This window comes from Gordonibacter sp. An230 (assembly GCF_002159915.1).
Taxonomy (GTDB): Bacteria; Actinomycetota; Coriobacteriia; order Coriobacteriales; family Eggerthellaceae; genus Rubneribacter.
In genome coordinates this window covers 123,238-148,046 of sequence record NZ_NFJP01000006.1, presented here as the reverse complement: position 1 = coordinate 148,046, position 24,809 = coordinate 123,238, and the positions used below count along the sequence as shown (strand labels likewise).

17 protein-coding genes and 1 tRNA gene are annotated in these 24,809 nt (G+C 61.6%); 6 read left to right on the top strand and 12 right to left on the bottom strand.

Translation table 11 applies throughout. The features are described from left to right. Positions 1 to 161 precede the first annotated feature (161 nt). Positions 162 to 244: transfer RNA gene (locus tag B5F40_RS04920), tRNA-Leu, on the top strand. A gap of 92 nt (positions 245 to 336) precedes the next feature. On the opposite strand, the gene B5F40_RS04915 is transcribed toward B5F40_RS04920, so the two are convergent. The 3 genes from B5F40_RS04915 to B5F40_RS04905 all read right to left on the bottom strand — a co-directional run bounded on the left by B5F40_RS04915 (position 337) and on the right by B5F40_RS04905 (position 3,762). Further along, positions 337 to 558: a hypothetical protein gene (locus B5F40_RS04915; RefSeq protein WP_087193261.1), complete on the bottom strand. Its 222-nt coding sequence runs from the start codon at positions 556 to 558 to the stop codon at positions 337 to 339. 282 nt (positions 559 to 840) lie between these two features. Then, on the bottom strand, positions 841 to 1,755 hold the full coding sequence (locus B5F40_RS04910) for a helix-turn-helix transcriptional regulator (protein WP_087193260.1): 915 nt from the start codon (positions 1,753 to 1,755) through the stop codon (positions 841 to 843). 504 nt (positions 1,756 to 2,259) lie between these two features. Further along, positions 2,260 to 3,762 carry a helix-turn-helix transcriptional regulator gene (locus B5F40_RS04905; protein ID WP_087193271.1) on the bottom strand — a complete coding sequence of 501 codons (1,503 nt, stop codon included), beginning with the start codon at positions 3,760 to 3,762 and terminating at the stop codon, positions 2,260 to 2,262. A 212-nt stretch (positions 3,763 to 3,974) separates the two neighbouring features. Here B5F40_RS04905 and B5F40_RS04900 point away from each other — a divergent pair, with 212 nt between their 5' ends. After that, the gene (locus B5F40_RS04900) at positions 3,975 to 5,699 is read left to right on the top strand and encodes an FAD-binding protein (protein ID WP_087193259.1); all 1,725 of its coding nucleotides are present in this window, start codon (positions 3,975 to 3,977) and stop codon (positions 5,697 to 5,699) included. Positions 5,700 to 6,112: 413 nt separating this feature from the next. Here B5F40_RS04900 and B5F40_RS04895 read toward each other — a convergent pair whose 3' ends face one another. Continuing rightward, complete coding sequence (locus B5F40_RS04895) at positions 6,113 to 7,861, bottom strand: FAD-dependent oxidoreductase (RefSeq protein ID WP_087193258.1); 1,749 nt, start codon at positions 7,859 to 7,861, stop codon at positions 6,113 to 6,115. A 210-nt stretch (positions 7,862 to 8,071) separates the two neighbouring features. On the opposite strand from B5F40_RS04895, the gene B5F40_RS04890 reads away from it, so the two are divergent. Further along, complete coding sequence (locus tag B5F40_RS04890; protein WP_087193257.1) at positions 8,072 to 9,592, top strand: helix-turn-helix transcriptional regulator; 1,521 nt, start codon at positions 8,072 to 8,074, stop codon at positions 9,590 to 9,592. 893 nt (positions 9,593 to 10,485) lie between these two features. On the opposite strand, the gene argF is transcribed toward B5F40_RS04890, so the two are convergent. Further along, positions 10,486 to 11,541, bottom strand: a complete 1,056-nt coding sequence (gene argF, locus B5F40_RS04885; protein ID WP_087193256.1) for an ornithine carbamoyltransferase — start codon at positions 11,539 to 11,541, stop codon at positions 10,486 to 10,488. Between the two features lie 206 nt (positions 11,542 to 11,747). On the opposite strand from argF, the gene B5F40_RS04880 reads away from it, so the two are divergent. The 3 genes from B5F40_RS04880 (at position 11,748) to aguA (ending at position 15,202) form a co-directional block, all read left to right on the top strand. After that, positions 11,748 to 12,515, top strand: a complete 768-nt coding sequence (locus B5F40_RS04880; RefSeq protein WP_162610898.1) for a MurR/RpiR family transcriptional regulator — start codon at positions 11,748 to 11,750, stop codon at positions 12,513 to 12,515. 180 nt (positions 12,516 to 12,695) lie between these two features. Continuing rightward, positions 12,696 to 14,108: an APC family permease gene (locus B5F40_RS04875; RefSeq protein ID WP_087193254.1), complete on the top strand. Its 1,413-nt coding sequence runs from the start codon at positions 12,696 to 12,698 to the stop codon at positions 14,106 to 14,108. Further along, positions 14,105 to 15,202 (top strand): agmatine deiminase, encoded by a 1,098-nt coding sequence (aguA, locus tag B5F40_RS04870; protein ID WP_087193253.1) that lies wholly within the window; start codon positions 14,105 to 14,107, stop codon positions 15,200 to 15,202. Before B5F40_RS04875 ends, aguA begins: the two co-directional genes overlap by 4 nt. A gap of 361 nt (positions 15,203 to 15,563) precedes the next feature. On the opposite strand, the gene B5F40_RS04865 is transcribed toward aguA, so the two are convergent. The 7 genes from B5F40_RS04865 to B5F40_RS04830 all read right to left on the bottom strand — a co-directional run bounded on the left by B5F40_RS04865 (position 15,564) and on the right by B5F40_RS04830 (position 24,807). Beyond that, positions 15,564 to 16,508 carry an aldolase gene (locus B5F40_RS04865; RefSeq protein ID WP_087193252.1) on the bottom strand — a complete coding sequence of 315 codons (945 nt, stop codon included), beginning with the start codon at positions 16,506 to 16,508 and terminating at the stop codon, positions 15,564 to 15,566. 1,045 nt (positions 16,509 to 17,553) lie between these two features. Next, on the bottom strand, positions 17,554 to 18,636 hold the full coding sequence (locus B5F40_RS04860; protein ID WP_087193251.1) for a TM2 domain-containing protein: 1,083 nt from the start codon (positions 18,634 to 18,636) through the stop codon (positions 17,554 to 17,556). A 756-nt stretch (positions 18,637 to 19,392) separates the two neighbouring features. Then, positions 19,393 to 20,196 (bottom strand): TVP38/TMEM64 family protein, encoded by an 804-nt coding sequence (locus tag B5F40_RS04855; RefSeq protein WP_087193250.1) that lies wholly within the window; start codon positions 20,194 to 20,196, stop codon positions 19,393 to 19,395. Further along, positions 20,189 to 21,175 carry a PRC-barrel domain-containing protein gene (locus B5F40_RS04850; RefSeq protein WP_087193249.1) on the bottom strand — a complete coding sequence of 329 codons (987 nt, stop codon included), beginning with the start codon at positions 21,173 to 21,175 and terminating at the stop codon, positions 20,189 to 20,191. Before B5F40_RS04850 ends, B5F40_RS04855 begins: the two co-directional genes overlap by 8 nt. Before the next feature lie 161 nt (positions 21,176 to 21,336). Beyond that, positions 21,337 to 21,876, bottom strand: coding sequence for a YtxH domain-containing protein (locus B5F40_RS04845; RefSeq protein WP_087193248.1), 540 nt, complete (start codon positions 21,874 to 21,876; stop codon positions 21,337 to 21,339). 1,159 nt (positions 21,877 to 23,035) lie between these two features. Continuing rightward, positions 23,036 to 23,641, bottom strand: coding sequence for a putative ABC transporter permease (locus tag B5F40_RS04835; protein WP_087193246.1), 606 nt, complete (start codon positions 23,639 to 23,641; stop codon positions 23,036 to 23,038). An 89-nt stretch (positions 23,642 to 23,730) separates the two neighbouring features. Then, positions 23,731 to 24,807, bottom strand: a complete 1,077-nt coding sequence (locus B5F40_RS04830) for a putative ABC transporter permease (protein ID WP_087193245.1) — start codon at positions 24,805 to 24,807, stop codon at positions 23,731 to 23,733. Positions 24,808 to 24,809: the final 2 nt, after the last annotated feature.

Sequence of the window (24,809 nt, the reverse complement as noted above, 5' to 3'; positions counted from 1 at the left end):
GGCCGCGCTCGCCCTGTCGCTGGCCGCGGCGCTGCTGTACGGGGGCTACGGGGCGTGGGCCTGCTGGCTGCGCGACCAACAGCAAATCGCGCAGAACCCCTGAGACATAATGCATTTTGCCCTCGACGCGCCTCCATGCATCCGGTATACTTTCACGGTGCGCCCGAGTGGCGGAATGGCAGACGCGGCGGTCTCAAAAACCGTTGTCTTTGACGTGCGAGTTCGACTCTCGCCTCGGGCACCATCCGCACACAAACGCCCAGCTCGACGAGCTGGGCGTTTTTGGCGTATGGGAGCCTCGCCCTACCTCACTCCATACTCACACCGCGCAAACCGCTAGAACAAGAAGCCCAAAAACGCTGCAATACCACCGGTGACCACCATGATCGCCCACACGATGAGCCAGAACAGGCAGCCGAACCAAGCGAACAGCTTGCCGCCCTCGCTCCAACCCCAACCGCTTTTGCCCATGAACCACGCAGCTAGCACGCCGAACAGACCGCCGAACAGCCCCACGCAGAAATATCCAAACTTGGCCAATCCCGAAATCTCGCGCATGGCAGCTCCTTCCATTCGAAAGCACGAGCATACGTCTGGCACGCACGGAAAGATGGAAGGATTGCCACATGCGACACCGCCGATTGCAAATTGATTCCTAGACGAAATGAAACAAACCGCCTCCGCAGGAAGAGCGAACGGAAGCGGCCGTGCGCAGAACAGCTTGATTGAAACCGAGTCCCAACAACGAAGAAAGGCTTCACACGGAACCAGAAGCGCAACCTGCAGGCGCACCGCAATGGGGGATCGGCAGAGGCACGCTAACGCATGGCGCCCTCCGCCCTACTTCCCGCGCAGCATCGCGTCCAGCTCGGCACGGCTGTGGATGCCGAGCTTCTGGTATATCCTGCGCGTGTGGGACTTGTAGGTGCCGTTCGCGATGTACAGCTCGCGCTCGATGTCGGCGGCGCTTTTGCCGAGCGCCATGAGCTGGAACACTTCCTTCTCGCGGGGGCTCAGGCGGTAGCGCTCGCCTAGCTCGGTGCAGCGCGCGGCGAACCGGCCCTGCTCGTCGCCGTCTTGTGCCAGCTTCCCCACGCCGAAGAGCGACGCGCCCCACCGCGAATACTCGCGCTCGGACAGCAGCACCATGCTGGCCACCACCAAGATGACGAGCGTGACGGACACGGCCGGGTCGTCGGCCGCAAGCGGCACGACCCCGTCCGCCATGCCAGCAGCAGCCACATGACCGCCCACGCTGGCGAACATCACCAGCTCCTCGATGCCGCACAGCAGCATGGCCGACACGCCGTAGCGGTGCGACAGGTCGCACAAGAGCACCGTCAGCATGAGGAACATGAGCGTATAGCCCGCCGAAACCAGCACGTCGGACACCGCGTTGTTCGACGAGAACGACAGCAGCGTTGCCAAAAGGCCGCACACCATCAGCACGAACGGCGTGCGGTACACCCGCGTGAAGTCGAACTTGTGCGAGAAGAAGTACGACACGACGAACAGGATGGCCGAGGCCAGCATCACACCGAAGATGAACAGGTCGTTCTGGAACGTCGCGTCGCCCTGCTTCACGCCCAGGACGAACTCGTACACACCCAGCACGATGACGAGCTTCCACGGGAAGCGCAGCTTGCCCCACGTGCGTTTCGGCAGGTCCACGAGGGGGATCTTCGAGAAGCCCACCTTCAGGCACGCGAACGACAGCAGCGGCAGCGCCAGCAGGGCAACCACCAGGAGCACCACGGCACATCCCCGCCGGGCACGCTGGGCCGCCTAGTACGGCACCCCCTCTGGACACGTCGAGTCACACCGTACGGAGTATCTCCGCTGGACACGCTGGCGCACCACGGCGCCCTCCCAACGGGCACTCCAGCTGCACCGCGCGGCGCACTCCCGACGGGCACCCTGGGCCGCCCCCGCTGGGCACGTCGAGCCGCACCGCTCGGCTCATCCCCTCCCGAAGCGCATCGACCGGGTCCCCCAGGACCGGGCCGATGCGCTTTTTTGCAGTGACAGCACGCAATTTCGCCTCCAAGTCACAAAAAACACCGCTATGAAGCTCCTGCGGAGTACTGCGGCAGCCCAAACAGAGCCACCGCCCGCAAAAGCCCAGGTCGCCAAATTCGACGAGTCTCAATCGAACCGCATGACAACCCGTAAACGCCTCCTCGCGCTTCACAGCGGTGATTTTTGTGACTTGGAAGCCCGATCGGAGGAAGTCGCGCCCACGGGCACAAGAAGGAGCGCTCACGCCTCGATGGATTCCACCAGGTCGATCAGCTCTTGGCGCGAGTGAACCCCCGTTTTCGCGAAGATGCTCTTCGTGTGGGTGCGCACCGTGTTCTTCGATATGATCAACTCTTCCGCCACATACGGCACGTCGCGGCCGCGAGCTAAAAGGTCGAGCACCTCGGCTTCTCGACGCGACAGCGCATAGCGTTCGACCGCGACTGCGCAACCAGCCGACACCGCATCGCCCGCATCTCCCCCGGAAGACGCCGACCGCTCTTCGCCCGAGCCGGCCCTGCCGCGACCCGCCTTCCCCCTATGCGGCGCCACCATCGCAACCGACAGCGCATACACCGCCACCAGCGCGACCACGGAAAGCTCCGCCAACCCCACGCCTCGCCCCGCGCCCACGAACAGGCCCACGACGGAGCCTACGAGCGAGCTTGCGTACACGATGCCAGCGAAAAAGCCGTACACGAGCACGGGCGTGAGCGACTGGTTGCGCGCCGTCCGAGCGCACGACACCACCATGAGCGAAGACGTGACCGAGAACACCAGAAACACCAGCGAGCGCACCACCTGGTGAAACGTTCCGTCGAGAAGCGGCAGCAGCAAAAACGCCGTCGCCGTGAGCGGGAAGAGGATCTGATACAGGCGCATGAGCGTCACGCGTTCGTACAGCACCTTCCACGTGGCCAACAGGGCGACGGACGCGGCAAGCAGCCCGATCATGTTGCTCTCGTTCGTTTCGCCGATCGACCCGCCGTCCGAAAGCGAACCGACCCGAACGATGCCCACGATTAACGCCGAGAACGCGACGCAAAGCAGCGGTCGCCACAATTCGGAAGCCGCTTCGCGACAGCGATCGCGCCTCTGCTCGGGCACGGTACCGAACATGGGATGCACTTTCGGCGCGCACTTCCAAGCGGCGCAGGTGAGCAGCACCGCCGCGGGCGCCAATGCGCACAGCGACGCCCACGGAGCCACGTTCGCCGGCAACACCTCGAAGGCGAAGAACAGCAACGCTGATATCCCAGCAGCCGCAAACACGACGATGCCCGCAGTGAACACCTTTTGGGCCGCCACTATCTCCTGCAAGGCGCCGAACATGAGCCCGCTTCCCCAGCCGAAGCATGCCCCGACCACGACGAGCGACCATTCGGACGAAACCGACCCACCGCGCTGCAAAGCAAGTATCAGCGACCCTGCGAGAAAGAGCGCCAGCGCCAAAACCGGGGAGCGCCACAGCCGCACCTTCGGGCGATGGAAAGCGACCAAACCGGAAACAGCGAGCGAAAGCGGCAGCGCCGCGCCTCGCACGAAGTACTCGAGCATACGGGAATCCGGGCCTTCCAGCCCTGGCAAGAACCGCAGATAGCCTCCCCACAGCGTTACCGAAGTGCACGCCAAAAAGAAACCGTAGGCAAGCGCCACCAGCACGTGCTCGCGTTTCAAATGTTTCAGGTCGAATCCCACCGATCCGTACCTCCCTCCGCGCACGGACAGCAAGCTCCCGAGCATGCACCCGGGCTCCCCCGCGCGCTCATTGTACCGCACCGTTCGGCCGCCTTACCGGGCGCTCGCGACGTGCGATCTCCTGGATGAAAAACCACCTAGGCTGGGTGAGGTCTTGTTTCGCCTGATCGAGTAGGCTGCGGTCAACCCGAGGCGGAAAATGCCGAACAACGGCGGATCGGCGTCGAGGGAACGCAAGCCAAGGAAGGGAGTTCATCATGGAGGGTAATCTGAATCGTCGCAGCTTCGTCAAAGGGGCGGCGTTGAGCGCCGCGGGTCTCATCGCCGGAAGCGCGCTGGCCGCATGCTCGCCCGCAACCGAACCGTCGGAAAGCAAAACGGACGCCGCCCCGACAGCGAACGCGAACAGCGCCGGGCAACAGTGGAGCTTCGAGATCGCACCCGACCCCATCGGCGATGACGCGATCGCAGAGACGGTTGAAACCGACGTCGTGGTGGTGGGCGGCGGGATGAGCGGACTGGTGGCCGCCGCATCCTGCGCCGAAAACGGCCTGAAGGTGACGCTTATCAGCGCGTCGAAAGGCCCGGTGAGCCGCGGAGGCTCCAACAACGGCGTGTACTCGAAGGTCATGGAGGAGATGGGCATTCCGCGCATGGATCCCACGTGGTTCTACCGCAAAGAGTACCTGGCCAACGGCGGCAACTTCAAACCGGCCCTCTGGTACAAGTTCTACAACAACTCCGAGGAGGCCATCAACTGGATCATCGACATCGCGGCCAAAGCCGGCATCAAGACCACCATCGAGTCGGGCCCTGAATACAAAGAGGGAGACCCGATGTTCACCCCGCCGGCGGCCCACGCGTTCTACGTTGACGACAGCGAGCTGAAGGGCTCCATCGGTAACGGCGAAGGGCACATCGCGGCCGAGATGGGACGCTACGTCACCGAAGATTTGGGAGTGGACGTGCGCTGGAACGTCAAGGGCGAGCAGCTGGTGCGCGGCGGGGTGGCCAACGGCACCCAGGGACGCGTGGACGCTATCATCGCTTCAGATGCCGACGGCACGTACACCAAGTACGTCGGCTCCAAGGCGATCATCATGGCAACCGGCGACTTCTCCCATGACAAGGACATGATGGAACGCTACTGCCCCCAAGCCGTCGAGTTGTGCGACTTCACGACCGACGTCAATTACGACCAGGGCATATGGATGGGCGGTCTCATGCCCGGAGACGGTCACAAAATGGAGTTGTGGGTAGGCGGCGCCTGGCAAAAGGAGCCCAACAACATCATGCTCGGCCGTCCCAATCTTCCTGGCGACCAGCCGTATACGAGTCACACCGGCCTCATGGTTGACAACGCCGGACGGCGCTTCATGAACGAGGACGCGTTGGGAGGCCTTGCCTGCGCGACCATCATGCATCTGCCCGAGAAGACTGCCTATTGCATCTGGGGAGCCAACCGCGCCGAGGCGGGCGGCCCCTGGGGCGCCATCAACTATCCTCACGGCGAATACTTCACCACCGAGGAGGTTATCGAACGCTGGGACACGGATGCCGACGGCTTCGGCATCGTCAAAGCGGACACGCGCGAGGAGGTCATCTCGAAGCTCGGCCTGCCCGCGTCCACCATTGAAACCGTCGAGCGCTACAACAAGATGTGCGAAGCGGGCGTGGACACCGATTTCTACAAGACCGCCGACAAGCTCATCCCCATCGGCGAGGGGGACGGTCCCTTCTACGGCGCGTCCTTCTCCCCCGGCTTCCTCACCTCTCTGGGCGGCCTCCGCACCGACCCCGACCTTCGCGTGCTCGACAAGGACGACCAGCCGATCGAGGGACTGTTCAATGCCGGGTGCATGATCGGCAACTTCTACTCGGGCACCTACACGTTCGCCATGGAAGGCATGAACTACGGAGCCACCTGCATCACCTTGCCGTACGTCCTCGGCAAAGACCTGGCGGCGGGCAAGTTGGGATAGCAAAAGCGGCAAAGCCCCACGAGCGGCGAGCGAGCTGAGACAGCGAACGCGATGCGGGTCTCGCAAAACGGCAAGCGGCCTTTCGCGCGCCCCATCGCGAACTGCAAAGACGGGGAAGCGTTCGCGCATCTTTCCCTCGCATGGAAAGGAACGCCGAGGGGGCGCGCAGAAAGCTTCGGAAGCGCCCCCACTTTCCCAGAGCGATACGGGCAATAGCGCCGGAAGGCTGAAAAGCGGGGAGCTCCACGCCCGAGGAGAGATGCGTCGAGATTGTCGCGTTTTTCACATCGATCCACGGCCCCGCATCCTCCCCGCGCACCCATGGAGACATGCGCGGAACACGCACGGCTTTTTCAGGGGAGGCGCGGGGAAAGGAGAGCGCACGAAAGCACTAAAGCGGGGGGTGCGGCGCGCTAGAGCTTGGCCAAATCGCGGCCGAGCACATACGGCAGCGTGCAGCAGCAGGCTCCCAGGTTCTGACCGGGCAGGCCGAAGTTGTACGTGCCCGCGAAGAAGTCGCCGATCATCGTGCCCACGCAGTACAGACCCTCGATGGGAGTGTCATCCTCCTCGCAGATCTGGAGGTTTTCGTTCGTGCGCAAGCCGCCCATGACCGTGAGGAACGTCACGCCCGTGGTTTTCGCCCCGTAGAACGGCGGCGTGCTGATGGGGAACAAGATGTTGGGGTTCACCTGGTATTCCTCATCGTAGCCCTGCTCGGCGTAGGAGTTGTAGCGCTCGATGGAGGCCAGCGCCTCCTCCTTGTCGATGCCTTCGAGCTGGTCGAGCAGCTCTTCGAGCGTGTCGGCCTTGAAGTACGTCCCCTTCTCCACATTGGCGTCCCACGAGGCGATCATCTGCTCGGGGGTCAGCGGCTTTTGCGGCGTGACGTTGTTCACCGAACAACCGAGCGTCTCCCATTCGTCCTGGGTGTACGCATATGCGGAGTCCCAGATGCCGAAAGCGGTCGCCTGCGGCTGCGTGAGCAGCGAGCGGGCGCCGAACGCGAAGTTCGTGTTCTCGTTCTGGAAACGCTTTCCGTTGATGTTGAGGTTGATGCCCCAGAAGTTGTCGATAACGCAGTGGCTTGGGCCCGAAACGCCGCCGTTCACGGCGCAGGGGTTCGGAAACACCCGCTGCCAGGCCGCACCCACCCACAGCCCCATCTTGTGGCCGTCACCGGGCATGAGGCCGGAGTAGTTCATGCCGGCATCGAAATCGACCGCGTCCTCGCCGAAGGTGAGCTGGTCTTTCAGCGCATGGTAGATGTCCGGCGCGTACTTGGCCATCATATCCTCGTCTTTGGAGAAGTCGCCCGTAGCCAGCACCACGGCTTTGGCGGCCTCGTACTTGGCGTAGGTGCCATCGGCTCGCTTCGCGATGACCGCGCTCACGCGCCCGGTGTTGTCGTTTTCGCGAACAAGCTGCACGCCGCGGGTTTGGAAGTGTATCTCCTGGCCCAGATCTTGGGTGAGCGTGTCGGCGTACGCTTGGGCGCACAAGGGCGCGCCCTGGAAAACGCCGAGTGGGTTCTCGTCGTTCCAGAAGTTGTGAACCGACGCCGGCGCGGCCAGCGTGCCGTCGGGATCGGTGTAGGGAGGTTCGAGGTTCACCTTGAGTCCTTTAGCGGTCATCTTGTCGATCATCCAGTCCATGGACTCGCCGCTGTGCCGAAGCCACCGCGACCACTTCATCTTGTCCATGCTGTAAAAGCCCGCCAACTGCTCGATCTGCACATGCTCCCATGCGTCTTTCGGCGTGTAGTCGATGCCCATCTCCTTTTGGTACTTCGTGCCGATGGCCTGGTTCGACCCGCCGCGCGAGATCGCCTTGGTGCCCGCATCGATGAGGATGACGCTCAGGCCGCCCTCGGCCGCCGAGACGGCGCAGCACGTGCCCGCCATGCCAGCGCCCACCACGATCACGTCGGCGCTGAACGTCTCGGCGATGTCTGCGTCGGCGATGGGCTCGGGCGGTATCTCGAAGCTCCACTTCTGCGTGGCCGATTGCGCGGTCAGCGCACCATCGGCGGCCGACCCTTCGCCTGCGCCGCCAGCCGCGGTTTTCGACGAGGCAGGAGCGCACGAGGCCAATGTTCCCATAGCTCCGAGCGCTCCGAGCGCGCCTGCGCCCTTCAGAAAGTCGCGTCTGTTCAATTCCATGCGTGCCCTCCTTTGCTTCAAATGCAGCTACTACCCGAATCTAACACGCCCCGAGGCTCCGCACGCTCACCCACGACGAGCGTTTTTGCCCCCGCGCCTTCACATATGTCGGGTGAATTCGAGAGAAAATCGCAGATCGGGCTGTTTTTTCTGCTTGCCGGTCGGCGCTTCGGGCGCGCGCATCGGGTACAATGCTGCAAGGAGGGTTCCATGCAGAAAACCATCGCTCACATCTTGCTCTCGGCCACGGGCTTCGCGTGCTTCCTCGCGCTCAATTCGTTCTCACTGTGGGGGTTCGCTCTCTTGCCCGAAACGACGCTCGGAGAAAACGCCCGGCTGCTATGGAACGCGCCGCTGTCGCTGAGCAACGTGCTGGCGTTCGCCGTGTTTTTCGCAGGAGCGTACCGGGCGCCGCGCCTGTTCGACCGAAGCCCCCTTGGCGCGGCGATCGCGCTTCTGGGCATCGCCGTGGTGCTGATGGGCCTTTCAACGCTTCTGCAAAACCCTGCCGTGCTCGTCGCTGCCGGCACTTGCATGGGAGTTGGAACCACCTGCTGCTTCTTCTGCTGGGCACGAGCGCTGTTCACCGACGGATCGGACATGGCCAAGGTGGAGATCGTCTTGGGATCGGTGCTGTCGGCCGTTCCATACCTAGCGTTCTCCACGTTGGATGGCTCCACCATCGCGCTGACCATCGCCGTGCTTGCCACGATCAACGTGGCCATCCTGTTCAGCCACGAGGCAATCGCCCGTCGCGAAGGTCGCGAAAAGGTGCCGACTCGCACCGTTTCGCCGGCCATGCTGGCGTTTTCATTTTGGAGACCCTTGCTCTGCTGCGCCATGATCGGATTCGCCACGCCGATCATCGCCACGGTGTCGCAGGGGTCGATGGCCGGCATGTCCTTCGTCGAGCAGTCGCTCATGGTGCATTCCGAGAACATCATCGCGGCCCTCGTTCTGGGCATCGTATGGCTCGGGCTGAGGCGAAAGACGACGCTCATCGGTGCGTTCACCGTGCTGTTTCCCATCATTGCGACGGCCTTGCTGCTGTTTTTCGTCCTCGACCCGCCGCTGCGCATCGTCGTCCCCTATGTGAGCGGCATCGCGTTCGTGGCGTTCTCCATGATCGTGATGATCGAGAGCATCGAGGTGAGCTCGGAAAGAAATCTGGGATTGACTGCGGTGTATGGCCTGTTCGCAGGAGTGTTCTACGGTGCCAACCGGCTGAGCAACTTCGCAATGGAGTCGGCACGCGAACAGCTGCTCGTGCAGGAAGCATCCACTGCGGTGACAGTGGCGACCCTGCTGTACGGCTGCTCCATCGTCATGTTCTTCGTCTCGCGCGCGCCGGGAACAGCGGGCAGAATGAGCATGACGGACAGAGACGAGTCGACTGCAGCGAACGAGGCGGCCCTGACGAGCGGAAGCACGACAACCACGACAGGGACGGCGGACGATGGGAAGGACGAAAGCGAAAAGGCAAGCGCATCCAAGCTGATCGACCCCATCGAGAAGAACTGCCAGCGCCTGGCCGCAGAGCATCGGCTGTCTCGGCGGCAGACCGAAGTGCTCACGCTGCTGGCGCATGGCTACGATATCCGCACCGTTGCGAGAAAGTTGTACGTATCCGAGAACACCGTGCGCACTCACGCTAAGAAGATCTACACCACGCTCAACGTCCACAGCAAGCAGGAGATCATCGAGCTGTCCAACGAGATGCGAGGCGAGTGAGCGTCTCGGGCGAGGCGAACCCACCTCAAGCCCTGCCTGAATTTTGCACTCGTTAAAAAGGCCCTACCCGCACTTCACTGCACGGTCTAGATCGATGAGCTTCCACAGATCGACAGAATGCATGTCGATGCGCCATTCCCGCAAGATGCCGTCGCCATGGGAGGCACGGAAAGCGGCATGAGATTGGAGGGGGAGTCGCAGACGTTGTGCTCGACATCAACCTCGCAGTACTCGTCAACCACAGCAGTGAAACGAACGGCAAATCGGGACGCCTTGCTTATACGCACTGTGCGATGACGCCCATCGCTTCTAAAGCACCGAGCGCATCGAATCCCTCCGGGCACGTCGCACGCATCGCAGGACCGCAGCGATCAAGGCCCCTTGCCATCAAGTCGTCCTTCGGCATCATCGGATGGCGCACGCTCGCCGTGAGCATGCGCCATCGTCGACGGCGAGCACTACGCTCCTGTTGCAGAGCTTCGCAGCGTTGACGGGAGCAATATATCGCCTCTCCCGCATATCTCGCAAAATCATACCGATCCTTTCTTCGAGATGGCCCACTAAGGAAAGAGCCCCACATCGCTGCCAAGACCAGCCTCCATCGAGATCGCGATCAAACGGCATCTGCGCGAGCTCCCGTTATGACCTGCACAAAACAGTGAATCAGACTCGTCGCATTGAAGACGCCGCCCACGTACAGCCCCATAGTCCCCGACGAGAGGCAGCCACGACGGGATGCGCGCAGATCCACTTGCTGCACCCCGTCTCCTCTCTTCGCATCGACGCTTTGCGCGCCATAGACCGAAATCGCACAAGAAACCGATGCTCTCATATAGAGCATTGCCCATGGGCGCAGGGATATGAGCGACGTCGGGTTGGTCGGCGCGCCCCCGCTATTTCAGATGCGAGTCCAAGAAGCTGCGCACACGACCTTCATTGTACGCCTTCAGCCTGGCGTCGGCCTCGCGCATGCGGGGATAGAGGTACCATGCAAGAAGCCCGCGTTGGGTGTGCAGACGATTCTCGGCCTCCTGGAACACGAGCGAGCGCGTAGGATGATCCATCACCTCGCTCGTGATCTCCACCTCGCGATTGGCCGGCAAGCAGTGCAGCGCTTTGCAATGCGCGGGCGCCTTCTCCAGCATGCTCATGTTCAGCTGGAACTCCGGCATGAACGAAGCCATGCGATCGGCCTCCTCATCCTCGTAGCCGTAGTAAGTCCACACATCCGGCACAATGAAATCGGCGTCGCCCACGGCTGCGTCCACATCGTCGGTGACCGTAAGGCTACCGCCGGTCTCGGCCATTTTCGCGCGGATCTTCGCCTGTTCGCCTTCGGACATGCTGTAACGCTCTGGCGAGCACACCGTGTAGCGCAAGCCCAACGTGGCGCACATATGGCCCGTCTCCTTACTCATGATGCCGGTATCCTCGCGCGAGTCGCCCACGAACACCACGTGGATATCGTCGAGCGCCTTACCCTCGGGAAGATGCTCGCTCATGGTAAAGAAGTCGCATACGCCCTGCGTGGGATGGTTGTAGTAAGTCATCGCATTGAACACCGGCACTGTAGCGTGCTCGGCCAGCGCCAGCACGCTCTCATGCTCTTTGGCGCGCAACATGATGCCGTGGCACATGCTGGAAATGACACGCGCCGTGTCCTTGATAGCCTCGTGCGATCCGAAATGGATCTCGCCAGGCTTGAGGTAGAGCGCGTGGCCGCCGAGATCGGTCATCGCCGTCTCGAACGATACGCGAGTACGGGTAGAGGGTTCCTCGAAGATCATCGCAAGCGAAGCGCCCTCGAGGATCTTTGGCACCGCGCCTTGCATATCGGCCTCTTTCAGCATGCGGATGGTGGCGAACAGGTCGAGCATCTCCTGCTTGGACAGATCAATGGTATCGAGGAAATGGGCGACGGCGCCTTTGGTGCGGGCTGTTGCGGTCATTACGGATCACGTCCTTCGCGTCGGTTGGCGATCTGCGGGTTGCCGATCGTCGTTTGCAGGCGAACGCGATTCCTCTGCGCTGCTACGTGCCCTATGGTACGTCACTGCAGGCCCCGCCTGCGAGAGCCCCGATCGCTTTCGTAACGCTTGCAACAGGGTTGGTCATGTGTTACTTTTTAGGTAACGCCGTTACGCGAGGAGGATCCGTGGACTTCTTCGAGCAAGTGAACAAGCATGTACGCGAACTCAACGCCAGCGAGCGCAAGATCTTCGAGTACGTGGTGCGCAACATCGATGAAGTCAAGGGCATGCAGATCCGTACCCTGGCAGCGCGTTGCTTCGTGTCCACCACCACTGTCATGCGCTTCACGCGCAAGCTGGGTTTTTCCGGGTACCGAGAGTTCTCTGAAGCGCTGCGCCTGTCGTACCACACCTCCCAACAAGCTGAATTGCCATCGGTACTGTGGAAGCAGTCGTACAGCGAGGAGTACCTCAAGAACATCATCGAGAGCGTGCGCGTGCTCACCCCCACAAAGATAGAGCGCTTCAAGCAGGCACTCTCGCCCGATGCGAGCATCTACTGCTTCGGCACGGGGCTCGATCAGGAGCTCGCGCACTTTGCATACCACCTGTTCACCAGCTTGGGCTACCGGGCAAGCTGTCCTCTCGAGCGGTTCGAGGCAAAGGCTGCCGTCGAGCGCTTTCGCGAGGGCGACGTGGCCCTGCTCATCTCAATGAGCGGCGAGGATGCAGTGATGATCGAACTGGCCGAGCGCATGCAAGCGCTACACCGCAACGCCATCATCGCCACCATCACGCATTCGGCCAACAACACGCTGCAAAGCCTCAGTTCCATAGATTTCTATGTGTTCGCCGAGCACATCGTGTACGGAGGCGAGGACCTTTCCCCGCGCGTGTCGATGATGGCCCTTGTAGAGCTTCTGACATACAGCCTGATGAAGCCTAGTAAGTAACCTTGTTTACACAAAAGGAACACTTGCTGAACTTGTTCCATCCCGTGCCGCGTTCGCCGTTGCGAGTTGCACCGTCCTCAGTGCCAAACGATAATCGAGGCGTCTCGAAACGCGGTTTCCCTCTGCTGCTGCGGCAAACCGGAATGCCCGCGAGACGGGCCTCAAGGAACGGGGCTTACAATGGCCAAAACCAAGAAACTTCGCCTGTTCGACATTCTCTGCTTGTCGTTCGCATCGTTCTTTTCCATCGAGCTAGTGGGCTCGCAAGCGTCCATCGGTTCCTCGATGATCTTCTGCATCCTCGTGTTCGGGGTGCTGTACCTCATCTGTCACGGACTGATCTGCGCCGAACTGGGGTCAACCTACCCTGATCAGGGAGGCATCTACGTCTGGACGCAAAAGGCGTTCGGCAGTCGCTGGGCCGCGCGCACCACGTGGTGGTACTGGCTGAACGTCGTGTCGTTCGTGCCGTGCACGCTGGTCACGCTCATCATCGTGCTGCAGCAAGTGCTAGGGATCGAGATTCCCACTCTCGCCATCACCGTCATCGTGATCGCAGGCACTTGGTTGGCCGTAGGGCTCAACTGTATCTCCCTGCGCCACACCAAAGTCGTCTCCAATGCGGGCTCAGTGCTCAAACTAGTGGTGTGCGCCCTGCTCATCGTCGGAGCTTTCGTCTTCGCGACGGTCAACGGCAGTGCGAACGAATTCACCCCGGAGACCATCTTCCCCACGTTCGACATGGGCCTGTTGGCGCTCGTGCCGGTGTATATCTACGGTCTTACCGGCATGGATCTCATCAGCTGCAATGCTGGCGAGATGGAAAACCCGAAGCGCGACGTGCCGCGCGCGCTGCTCATAGCCGAGATCGTGTCCATTGTGGTGTACCTGCTCTCCGCGCTCGCCGTGCTGCTCGTACTGCCGCAGAGCGAGATCGATCCGGCTGCGGGCATGATCGACGCCATCATCGTGGCATACGGTGGCAGCAAGATGATCGTGGGACTCATCGCCGTCGCGCTCGTGCTGGTGTACATCAGCTACATCTTCGGATGGATGGTGGGCGGCAACGCCACCGCACTGGAAGCGGGCGAGGCTGGCGAGTTGCCCGGCTGGTTCGCCAAGAGCACCAAAGCGCACGCGCCCGTAGGCCCCGCCGTGCTGCTTGGCATCGCCTCTACCGCGCTCATGTTGGTGTACGGCCTCACCGCTAGCTCCGGCAGCGAGTTGTTCTGGACGCTTTTGGCTTTCACATCCATTATCTTCTTCCTCCCCTACATCGTGATGTCGTTCAGCCTCATGAAACTGCGCAAGGCCGACCCGAACGCCGAGCGCCCCTTCGCTATCCCGGGCAAGCGCTTGCCGCTAGCAGTGGCCGCACTGAACTTCATATTCTTAACCGTGGCCGTGATTGGGTTCCTCGTGCCGCCCGAGGGCGAAGACCCCCTAGGCTACGTGGCATTCATGCTGGGCGGCATCATCGTGTCGCAAATCATCGGCGAGGCGCTTATCGCTCACGCCGCCAAGAAGAGCGCCACGTCGACGGACGCCGAAGCACCCGCCGACACCGACTCCCAGAAAGGACGCGTCGCATGAAGACCTTCGCAACCACTCCCAGGCAAGACGGGTTCCACATGCCCGCCGAATTCGAGCCGCACGAGCGCTGTTGGATGATCTGGCCCCAGCGCCGAGACACCTTCCGTTACGGGGCTAAGCTCGCACAGAAAACGTTTATCGAGTTTGCCCGAGCCATTGCGCGATTCGAACCGGTCACCGTATGCGCCAACGACGATCAGTACGAGGTTGCTCTGCGAGCCGTAGGCGATTTCGCCCAGGTTGTGGAAGTGTCGAACAACGACTTCTGGATGCGCGACACCGGCCCCACGTTCGTGACGAACGGACGCGAGCTGCGCGGCGTTGACTGGACGTTCAACGCCTGGGGCGGCCTGTTCGACGGATTGTACTTCCCCTGGGACAAGGATGATCGCGTTGCGTCCAAAGTGTGCGCCCTGGTCGGCGTCGATCGTTACCGACTGGACGATTTCGTATTGGAGGGCGGCTCCATCCACGTAGATGGCGAGGGGACGCTCGTGGTCACCGAGTCGTGTCTCCTCTCGCCCGGACGCAACCCCGAAATGCGCAAACACGAGATCGAAGACACGCTCAGGGACTACCTCGGCGTGGAAAAGGTCATCTGGCTTCCGCAAGGCATCTTCCTGGACGAGACGAACGGGCATGTGGACAACGTGTTCAACTTCACCGCACCAGGTGAGTGCCTGCTGGCTTGGACCGATGACCCCGCCGATCCGCAGTACGAACTCTCGCGCGCATGCCTTGACACGCTGTCGCGGGAGACCGACGCAAAAGGGCGCAAGCTCAAGGTGCGCAAGCTGCACATCCCCGATCCCGTCCTGCTCACTGAGGAGGAGCGCGACGGCATGGACCAGGTGTGCGAAGGATGGCCGCCCGAGGCCGGCTCACGTCTTCCCGCATCGTACGCGAACTATTATACGGCAAACGGCGGCATCGTGTTTCCCCTGTTCGACGATCCGGTGCACGACGCGATGGCCGCCGAGGTGTTGCGCGAGGCCTATCCCGACCGCGAGGTGGTTGGCGTGTCGTGTCACGAGATGTTCCTGGGCGGCGGCAATGTCCACTGCGCCACCCAACAGCAGCCAGCCGTCAACTGACAAGCGAGGGCGCGAGCTTGACGGCTCGCGCCCTCGACGGCCAATCTCATTCCTGATTCTTGACATAGGGCATTCATGTTGAAATCGAGATCGACAAACGCGATGCAACGACTCTGGCAACGAATGGTTTCGCGTCTCGAAACACCACATCTCGAGCATCCGTTTTCGCGCTCTCTTAACGACGCAAACCCAGATCGACACATTGCCCATCCCTCTGCCGAGTCGCCTATCGCCGACTTTTGCCTGAAGATCCTGATTGTTGTTCGAGACCAACTGGGAACAGTCGCACTGGGTCGTTGCACAAAAAAAGCGCCCCTCGCAAAGAGGAGCGCTTTTTTTTGCGCACGATGCCGCAAGACGCCTACAGCGCGAAGTCCTTCTCGCCGTTGAACACGGCCAGCGCATCGGCCACGGAGTAGTCGGCCAGCGTGATGGCGCTGATGGCCTTCGTGAGGCGCACGGCCTCGTCGAGCGAGCGCTGGTGGATGTTGCGGCCGGTGGCGTTGCCGCATGCGCCGCCGATGTGAATCTGATCATGCAACTGCGTGAGGAACGTCTCGGCGTCCACCGTGGAGCCACCGGCGCACACAAGGCCCGTGCGGCCCGCTGCTTTGGCAGCGATGCTCAGGGCCTCGGCAGGGGTGCGGGTGTCGTCGCCCTCGGGCTTCGGCGGATTCACCTTCACGAAATCGGCGCCGAGGCACAGCGCCACACCCGCCGCTCCTGCGATGAGGTCAGGATCCTTCTCGGCCGTGACGGCCTTGCCGCGCGGATAGATCCACAGCACCACCAGCAGACCGTTCGCGTGCGCCTGCGCGATGAGCTGGCCCGCCTCGGCCATCATGGTGGACTCGTACTCACTGCCCAGGTAGATGGTGTAGCCCAGGCCCACGATGTTGACGCCCGCTTCGCGCATGGCCAGCACGGCATCGAGGTCGTGCAGCTGCGGCGAGTAGGGATCGTCCTGGCTCGTTTTGACGAGATTCGTCTTGGAGTTCATCTTCACGAGATAGTTGATCTCGGGATAGTCGGCGGCATACTGCGCGATGAGGCCGCGCTGCCCGGCCAAAACGCCGCACACGCCCTGGCTTCCGATCTTGAACAGATGCTCCGGCTCGACATCGGCGATGTCGATGCCCTCTCCGTAAAAATCCTTGTTGAGGTGCTCGATCTTCTGGTCGCATGCGAACAGCATGAGACGACCGGTGCCGCGAGTGGCCTTCAGGTAGTTCTCGATGTACTCGTCACGAGATTCCGGCATGACGTCGACCGGGACCCTCACCTGGTCACGAGTGATCTTGGGCATGATTTCCTCCTTATGGGATCAGCGCCTGAGCGATACGGCCATTCTAACGAAAAAGGACGGGGAAACGCCCTGTTCCATCGAAAAACCCCGCGAACGGAACTCCAGATGAACCGGGATGAGGCGAGAAAGGCAAACGGGATGAGCGATCAGAGGATAAGCACACGGCGGCGGCGCAGGATGATGCGCAGCAAGGCGAGCCAAAAAGGAAGGAGGAGAGGGAAAGGAGGCAAGCGAAGCCGCGAGGAATACAGAGAAGCCGAAGCGAATAGGCATACAGCGAATTGGGGGCAAGACGAAATTGGGCAAGCTGGAGCGACGTAGACCAGCCAAGGCGAGGTAAAGCGCGCGCCCGAACGAGACGGCTGAAACAAGCAGGAGGAGGAGCGGTTGGGCCGGTCAAAGCGGCTAGTCGAGCAGGAACGATCAAACGGTGCATCGCAGTCGCCAACATGGGCGCTTCATGCGAAGCAATCATCGCGATAGCGCATTATAGAGGCGAATGCTCCACATGAGACGCCCGCCTCTCCAACGCCCACCCCTTCTTTTTCTACCCCTCCCCTGCAACGGAAAGGGAGCGCGGCATCAAGACAGGAAGAGGAAGGGCGGCGGATCGAGGGAGATGAGAAGCAGTGCAGGACGGGACCGAAATGCAGCAATAGACAAAACGATGCGCTGTCGCCAGAAAGCCCATGGCATCTCGCAATTTGCCACGGCATCTCGCCACTTGAAAGACGAAGCGGCGTCCCTTGGCCTCTGCGCCATCCGCCTTAGCGGGAAAGAAGGGCACGCGCAGGGGCGGCACGTGCGCAAAACCTCGCGTGCGAAATCCAAACGGCGTCTTCCCTCAAAAGGAACGAAGAAAAAGGGAGGGGTGATCCCTCCCTTTTGAAAACAGGGCGCAGCGGCAAAACCGTTAACCAAGCACAACGACAGCAGTCGTCGCGCCATATCGAACCACTTGCACTCGGTAGAGCCGCCCGCATACGCCGGAAATGCTCAAGCCCGACGAGGCCTTTTAACAATCAACGGGATACGATCTCGCCTCTTAAAACCACTCCCGCTTGTTCAGCACGTACATCTGCTCGAACTCAGCTTGCGGCTTCATAAAGTACAAAATGCCCTCGATGATGGCGATAATCCAAATCACCCATGTCGCCAACGAGAGCGTGAAAATCCCGCCCAAAATGGACACAGCAAGCATGATGAAACCGGCCGTGTTGTAACCCAAGTAGAACTTGTGAACGCCCAAAGGACCCAAGAAAATGGCCAGAAGACCTGCGGCAACATGATCTTTGACGTTGACCATCGGCTGCGTGTAAGGCTGCTGATAATACGGTTGCTGGACGTAACCATAGTAGGGTTGCTGCGGGGGGACAGCGCCAGGACCAGCGTGCGGCGGCTGGGGAGTGGGAGATTGAGGCTGGGGTTGAACCCGGTACTGCGGCTGGGGCGCCGCGTACCCGTGCCCATACCCCACCGGCGCGGGCGGCTGGTAAAAAGAGGCGTCCGCAGGATTCCTCACAGGCGAACCGTACGAAGGAGGCGTGGGTATCTGCGACGTGGAGTACGGCACCCAATCCGGCTCGCCCGTCTGCGAGCCCGCCTGCTGCCCGGGAGCAACCGAGCTCACAGGAGCGCCAGATGGCGGCGGAGCGTATTCGGAAGACGATGCGGCGACAGGGGGCTGCGGCGCCGCGGCGTTGGACGCTTCGTCGAAGCCGACGGCCGTCGGAACACCGACCGCGTCGGAAGTCCCCGCAGCATCGACAACGCCACCGGCGACCGAAGCGTCGGACGCCTGCGCGCCGTAAGCACTAGACTCCTCATCGGCATTGGAAGACGCCGCAGAAGCTCCGTTCATCTCGACAACCTCGACAACCTCGACAGCTTCAGCAGCCTCCGCATCCTCGGCGATGACAGCATCCTTAACGCTCTTGTCATCAGCACGCTCGTCGTCCAAACGCTCTTCGGCGGCAACGTCATCGCTCCCGCCTCCCGACGCGCTTTCGCCAGACTCTTCCGCCATCCTCGCCTTGGCGGCCGCCAATCGTTCCTGGGCGGCCCTCAATTCAGCTTCAGCAGCGGCAACTTCGTCCGTCGCATTGCTCAGGGGTTCATTCGTTGCCATAAGGGACCTCTCTCTATCTTCATTTGCTTTCGGTGTTCCTTGAGCGCCATAGTAGTGCCCAACGAGACCAATTTGTTGATTCCGTCACAATACCGTTAAGGACGTCACCCATTCTTAAGAGTGAATCCTTCATGGGACACAGCTTGTGCCAGGCTATCGCATACCGCATATGCCCGTGGCGCGCAGCATGTCGCATCCTTCTGCGCCAATGCGGTTCTCGAACCCATCGAGGTCGTGCCATCGGTCGGCATGGGCCAATCCCACTTTGCGCATGCCCCACCTGCAACAGCCATGCGCTTTTTGGCTCCACGTCTGACGGCCTCTCCCCACCGCCCGACCGAACGCCGGACACGCTCGTCGCAATGAACGCCGAATCCAGGTGCGAACGAGGTTCGCGTCGCGTCGCATCCAGCCGACACGTCAATCGCATTCGCCCGCCAACGCGAATGCAGATCTGGTCGCTCGCTATCCAATGCGCTCGTCGCCCGGCATGCGCCCGCCGTATTCGGCGCACCGTGCATGTCCCCCACCTGCGTCGGCCACGCGACTCCGCCACCGTGCCGGACGAACGCCTCGGCCGCCCACGCACGTTCGCCACGGTGCGCGCTCCCTCAACCGCGACCAGCTGCGCGAGCCCGCGCTGCAGATGGGTGCAGCCCCCTCTGCGTCCGCTTGGCGCGCCTGCGCGAGCCCGCACCGCTCCGATGCGGCGGCCTGTCGAATGCTCGCAGAGGATGTTCCGTCGCGCGCGAGCCCCTACTTGTCGTCGCGATGCGACGAGCGATCGAGCATCTTCATGATGCGCTCGCGGAACACGACACCGAGGATGGCGATCACCGCCGCTGCGGCGAATATGCCGACGCTTTCCATGATGCGCCCCTCCACCAACCCGTCCGCAGCGTACGTGGAAACGATGATGCCCGGGATGCGCCCCACGTTGGACAGCGCCAAAAACGTGCGCATGCGCATATCGGTGAGAGGCACTAGGTAAGTGAACACGTCTTTTGGCAAACCGGGTATCAAGAACAAGATGAACACTGTGATGTTGAGCTTGCCCGACGCCTCGAAGCGCCTGAACTTCTCCAAGTGTTGCGTGGGCACCATGCTCTGCACGAACGGCGCTCCGAGCCTGTGCACGAGCGCGAAGATGAACGCGCTCGAAAGCACGCACCCGACGAAGATGACGAGCGCGCCGATCCACGGCCCGTACAGCATGCCCGCCGCCACCTGCACGACCTCGCCGGGGATGAACGCAACCACGATCTGCAAAAACTGCAACCCCAAAAGAATGAGGAATCCAACCGGACCCGCACCGCGAACGTCGGAGATGATGCGATCGATACCGCCGGGTTCGAACAAATCATGGAAGTACGGCCAGAGCAGAGCGCAGATGAGCACCATAATCGCGAAGAACGCGATGAGGCCGACGAACTTGAAGATATCGCCCTTCTCCATTTTGCGACCGCGCACGGTCACTTCCTGCTCCGCCTTTTCATGCAGCGCCTCCCGACGCTCCTCGGCGCGCGCTTTGAATTTCCCGGTGTTGAATTTGTCAGTCATCGTGACGGGCCTTGTCGTACTCTTCTTTGAACGCGGCAAACATGTTCTTCTTCGGTGCGGGTTTCTTGGCGGCGGATTTTTTGGCAGTCGTCTGCTTTCCGTCGCCCTTCGATGCGGGGTTCGCGGCGCCCTTCGAAGCGCCGCCCGCCTTCTCGAGAGCCTGGCCCTCCTTCGCGGGCTTAGGACCGCGCGCCTTGTCATACTCCTCTTTGAAGCTGGAGAACATGCCCTTCGTCGCCGCGATCTGCTTCCCGGTGGCATAGGCGCCCTTGTTCACCACCTCGCCGGTTTTCCGAGCCACCTCGCTGGCGACGGGCCTGGCCTTATCCACGGTCGTGCGAACCTTGTCAACGGCCACCGCCGTGGCCGCTCCGGCCTTCTCCGCCATGCCGCCTTCGCTGGCAAGCGCCTTGACCTCGTCGGACACGAAGATGGCCCCCAGCGTCACGTCGTCGGTCCGAACGCCCTCCTGTCCTGTCGGGGCCACTGCCGCGCCCATGCCACGACGAAACCCTTTCACGAGGTCGGCCGGAACCGTACGCGTGCCCAGAAGCGCGTTCGCTGTGGCGCCCCCGTCGGTGCTGAAGGACTCCACCGCACCCGTGCGCCGATCGAAAACGACGTTGCCCACTGTACCGAAGGATTGGCCGTCCTCGGTCATGACGGGAAGCCCCACCCACAGCACGCAGTCATCCCAATTAACTCCGAGCGCCTTACATGCGGCGCGATCAGTGGCCTCGGGGACATCCCGAACCGCGACGCGACCGTCCACCAAGTCGTATCCCTTTATCGACACGAACTTGTCCTTGCGACGGAACATCCACAAAAAGTCAGGACGCTTCACAATGAAACCGATGCAGCGCTTTTCCTTCGGATGGAACACGAAATGGCGCACCTTGCCGATGCGCTTCTGTCCGCTTTTTCCGCCCACGACGCGCACGCCGACGAGCTCGTCCGTAGTGATGAGTGTGCTTGCCATGTCCTTCTCCCGTACAGCACGACGCGCTTCGCTGGCCGATGCCGAGCCCCCCAGCGCCATGCGTGCGTTCAAATGCGGAGAAGCGGCGCGCGAGGGAGCCCCGACGCGTTCGGCGTCGGACCTCTCGTTTCGCGCGCCGCTTCCCTTTCAGAGCCTCGGTGTTACCACAGGTCCTTGTCGTCGATCTTGTCGGCGGCATCATCCGCGACGCTCTTCACCGAATCAGCTGCATCCTGCGCCTTGTCCTGTGCGGCGTCAACGACTTCGTGCGCCGTGCCAGCAGCCACGGGAATGGCCTTGCTCGCCGAATCGTGCGCTTGGTCGGCGTTCCTAGCCACCTGCGAGGCGATGCGCTGGCGCGCCGCCTCGATCTTATCGCGCAACTCGTCGTTCTTCTGAGAGAACGCCGGCTTGATGGTGCCAGCTGCGTCGTGCACGCGCTGAGCAGCCTGGCCGTAGAGCTCCTGGCCCTTAGCCGCCACGTCCTGAACGACCTCCTGGCCTTTGGCAGTAGCCTCGCGATAGGCCTGTTGCATGTTGCTGCCAGCTTGCGCGCCAAGCTCCTGAGCCTCGCCCCAAACAGCATTCACCTTGTCTGTGACCAGAGCCCGCGTCTCGCGACCCGAACGGGGCGCGCACAAAAGCGCGATGGCCGCGCCTGCAAGCCCGCCGGCCAGGAAAGCACCTAGTTTGTTGCCCATGACAGCCTCCTTCTGGGATGTTCGTCCGTCCGCTTATTATAGGGGCATCCATGCGCGCCCGGAGCGAAAACACAGGCGCAATAGAATTTGGTTGCCGTTTCGTTGAAGCAGCTTGCGTCACCACACCCCAAGAGGCGGCAAATGCGAAAGAGAAACGGATCTGAGGACGGAGGCGCTCGCAGGGGCGGCATCAGGTGGAACCGCAGAGCAACGCGAGCGAGACCGCGAGGCGAGACGATGAGACGCGACGGCGCAGACAAGGCGAGACGGACGGGATGATCGGGACGGCAAGCGCAAGAGAGGTTGCGACTGGGCAGAGCGGGGTGAAGAGGTGGCAAGAGAGGGCATCGGGCAGACGCGACGAGCGCGAGAGAGCGACGGCGCTGCAGCAATCGAGGCAGCAACCGAACGCGGCAGATGGAGAAAACAGGAGGGGCGCAAACGCAGGGAGTGGATGCAAGCAGTCGGAATGGTCGAGATAGGCAGGCACGAAAGAAGCGATGCGATGACCGGGCACGTCAGATGCGGATGAACACGGCCGGATAAGACGGACACAGGTAACCACGGATATCAGGAAAGAAAAGAAAGGACAGCGAAGCCTTCGCGTTCCCGACGTCTTGGAGAACGCCGCGTGGATGCTCGGCACGTTGTCCGTCCAGCCGCACCATCGTGCGTCACGCTCCACTGCGCTGTTGCACCTTCGACGGCGACCGAAGCGTTGTCTTTTGCTCAAGCTTAGCCCCTCCGTTGCGGTGAGCGCGATGGTGGCGATATGGTGCGTGCCCGCCTGAAAGGCGCCCGTGCAGTTCCACGAGATGGTTGAGGTGTAGGCATTGTGGGCTGTCAGTTTCGTCAGCGGAGTCACGCCTGTCGCCGGCGCTATCTTGCCGATGCTCGCGCCGGCGATGGTCGCATCGTCGGCGCCCATCGTAATCGTCGTGTCAGCCGAGTCCATTTGCGTGGCGACCGTCATCGTCGTTTCGTCTATCTCGCAGGAGATCATGGTCGAAGATGATTCGTCGGCCTCCTCGCTTTCCGTTGACGGCACAGCAGACTGCGGTGCGCAGGCGTCCGTTGAGGTCGATCACGCGCTTGCCGGCGAAGAACCAGAGTTGCCCGCCCCTGAAGAGGCGCGCTCGCCCAGCGAACCCAAGACACTCTACGAGAACTTCACCGCACACAGCGCAGCGAAGCACGCGACGACGGCTGCGGCAAGCACGTTCATCAAGCGCAGCGGCACCTTTGCCAAGAGCTTCTGGCACAGCGGATAAACCACCCAGGTGTAGAGGGTGGCCACGGAAGCCAGCGCCGCATCGTTCACAAGCCACGCTTGGCCGAACACGTTGAACGGAAGCTCGGAATTGTCCCATAGTGGATACTCGCCAGCGGCATCCGGGAGGTTGAGCATAAGCCCCATCGCCAGCTCCATAGCGAGGCATACCAAAACTGAAATCAGGTAGAACTGGACGCCCGCCCCCACAAGCGTGCGGCGCACGGCCACAAGACGCCCCCGCAGCGGCACAAGCACCACGGCGCACACCGCCACGCCAACCCCGTACACGAGAAAGGGATACATAGGGTCGTCCCACACGAGCGAGTCATCTTCCACGATACCGAAACACACGTCCATGAACAAGCAATACGCGATCTCCATCCAATGTCCTAGCACGCTGAACACGCAGAAGTACACGGCGAGGTTGCGCCAGAACGCGAAAGTGTCGGGCGCGTAACCGTAAAGTTCGTCCTCCCGAACGAGCAAAGGCATCGCACATCGCCTCGCAGCCTATGCGACGGTTGTCGCGGAATACGGAGAATCCACCCCGCCCACACCACCCGGCATGGCCTTCGCACGCATCACTGAACTTTGCCCTCTTTCCCAAAATCGATCTCCACCACAGACCCCGCCTCGTTGGAGGTGATTGACACGCCAGGCAGAACCACATTGACGTAATACAGGAAGACGAGTATGGCGAACCCCACGCACACGCCGACGAACGCCGTGTTCACGCCGTCCTTGGGCAGCTTGCGTAGCCCCGCCTCCAGTGCCGGATAGACGACCCAGGTCATGAGCGTCGCCACAATGCCGAAGGCCACGGCGTTCTGCAAGCACACCTGCCCCATGAAGTTGCAGAACATATCGCGATAGTCCCACAACGCGTAATCCATGTTGAGCGCAAGCCCCATCGCCAACTCGATGAGCGTGCAGACAAACGCGTTGATGACGAAACTGATGAGCAGCGGCACCACACGACTGCCGATGCGTCTCTCTAGGGAGTTCTTGATGGGGTAGAACAGAAGCACGCACGCCACCGCCCCCACGCCGTAGACGGGGAAGGGGTAGAACCAGTCCGACCATATCTGCGAGTTCGGATCGTAGATGCCAGGCAGGATGCCGAAACGGATGAGCGTGCAGTACGCGGCTTCCATCCAATGCCCCACCACGCTGAACACGCAGAAGTACATGATGAGGTTGCGCCAGAACGCCCAAGTACGCGGTTTGAAGTAGCTGATCTCGCGCGCAAGCTCCTCGCGCTTCACCTCAGCCGTGAACGGCTCGATGAGCACGGCCTTCACGCGCCGCGACGTGAGGAAGTACAGGAACAGGACAACATCAAAAAGGGAGGAAAGCAGCTGGTCGAGAAGGTTGAAGTCGCCCTGACCGAGGTTGTAGCCCGTCCCGATGACGATGTTGAACAGCGCGAATGCCATGATGAGCAAGCGGGCCGCAGCTTTGCGCTGCCAGATAAGCCAGAAGCTCATGGCTTCGAAGATAAGATTGAGGTAATCGAGCACGTCCGCGAAATCAAGAGCGTACTGCTCTTTGATGAGAAACGCCGACAAGACCAGTGTAAGCAGGATGTTGAGGAAGAACACTGCCTGTAGAAAGCGCATGAAGCCGAGCTTCTTGGGATTGGAGAAATCACGAACCATCT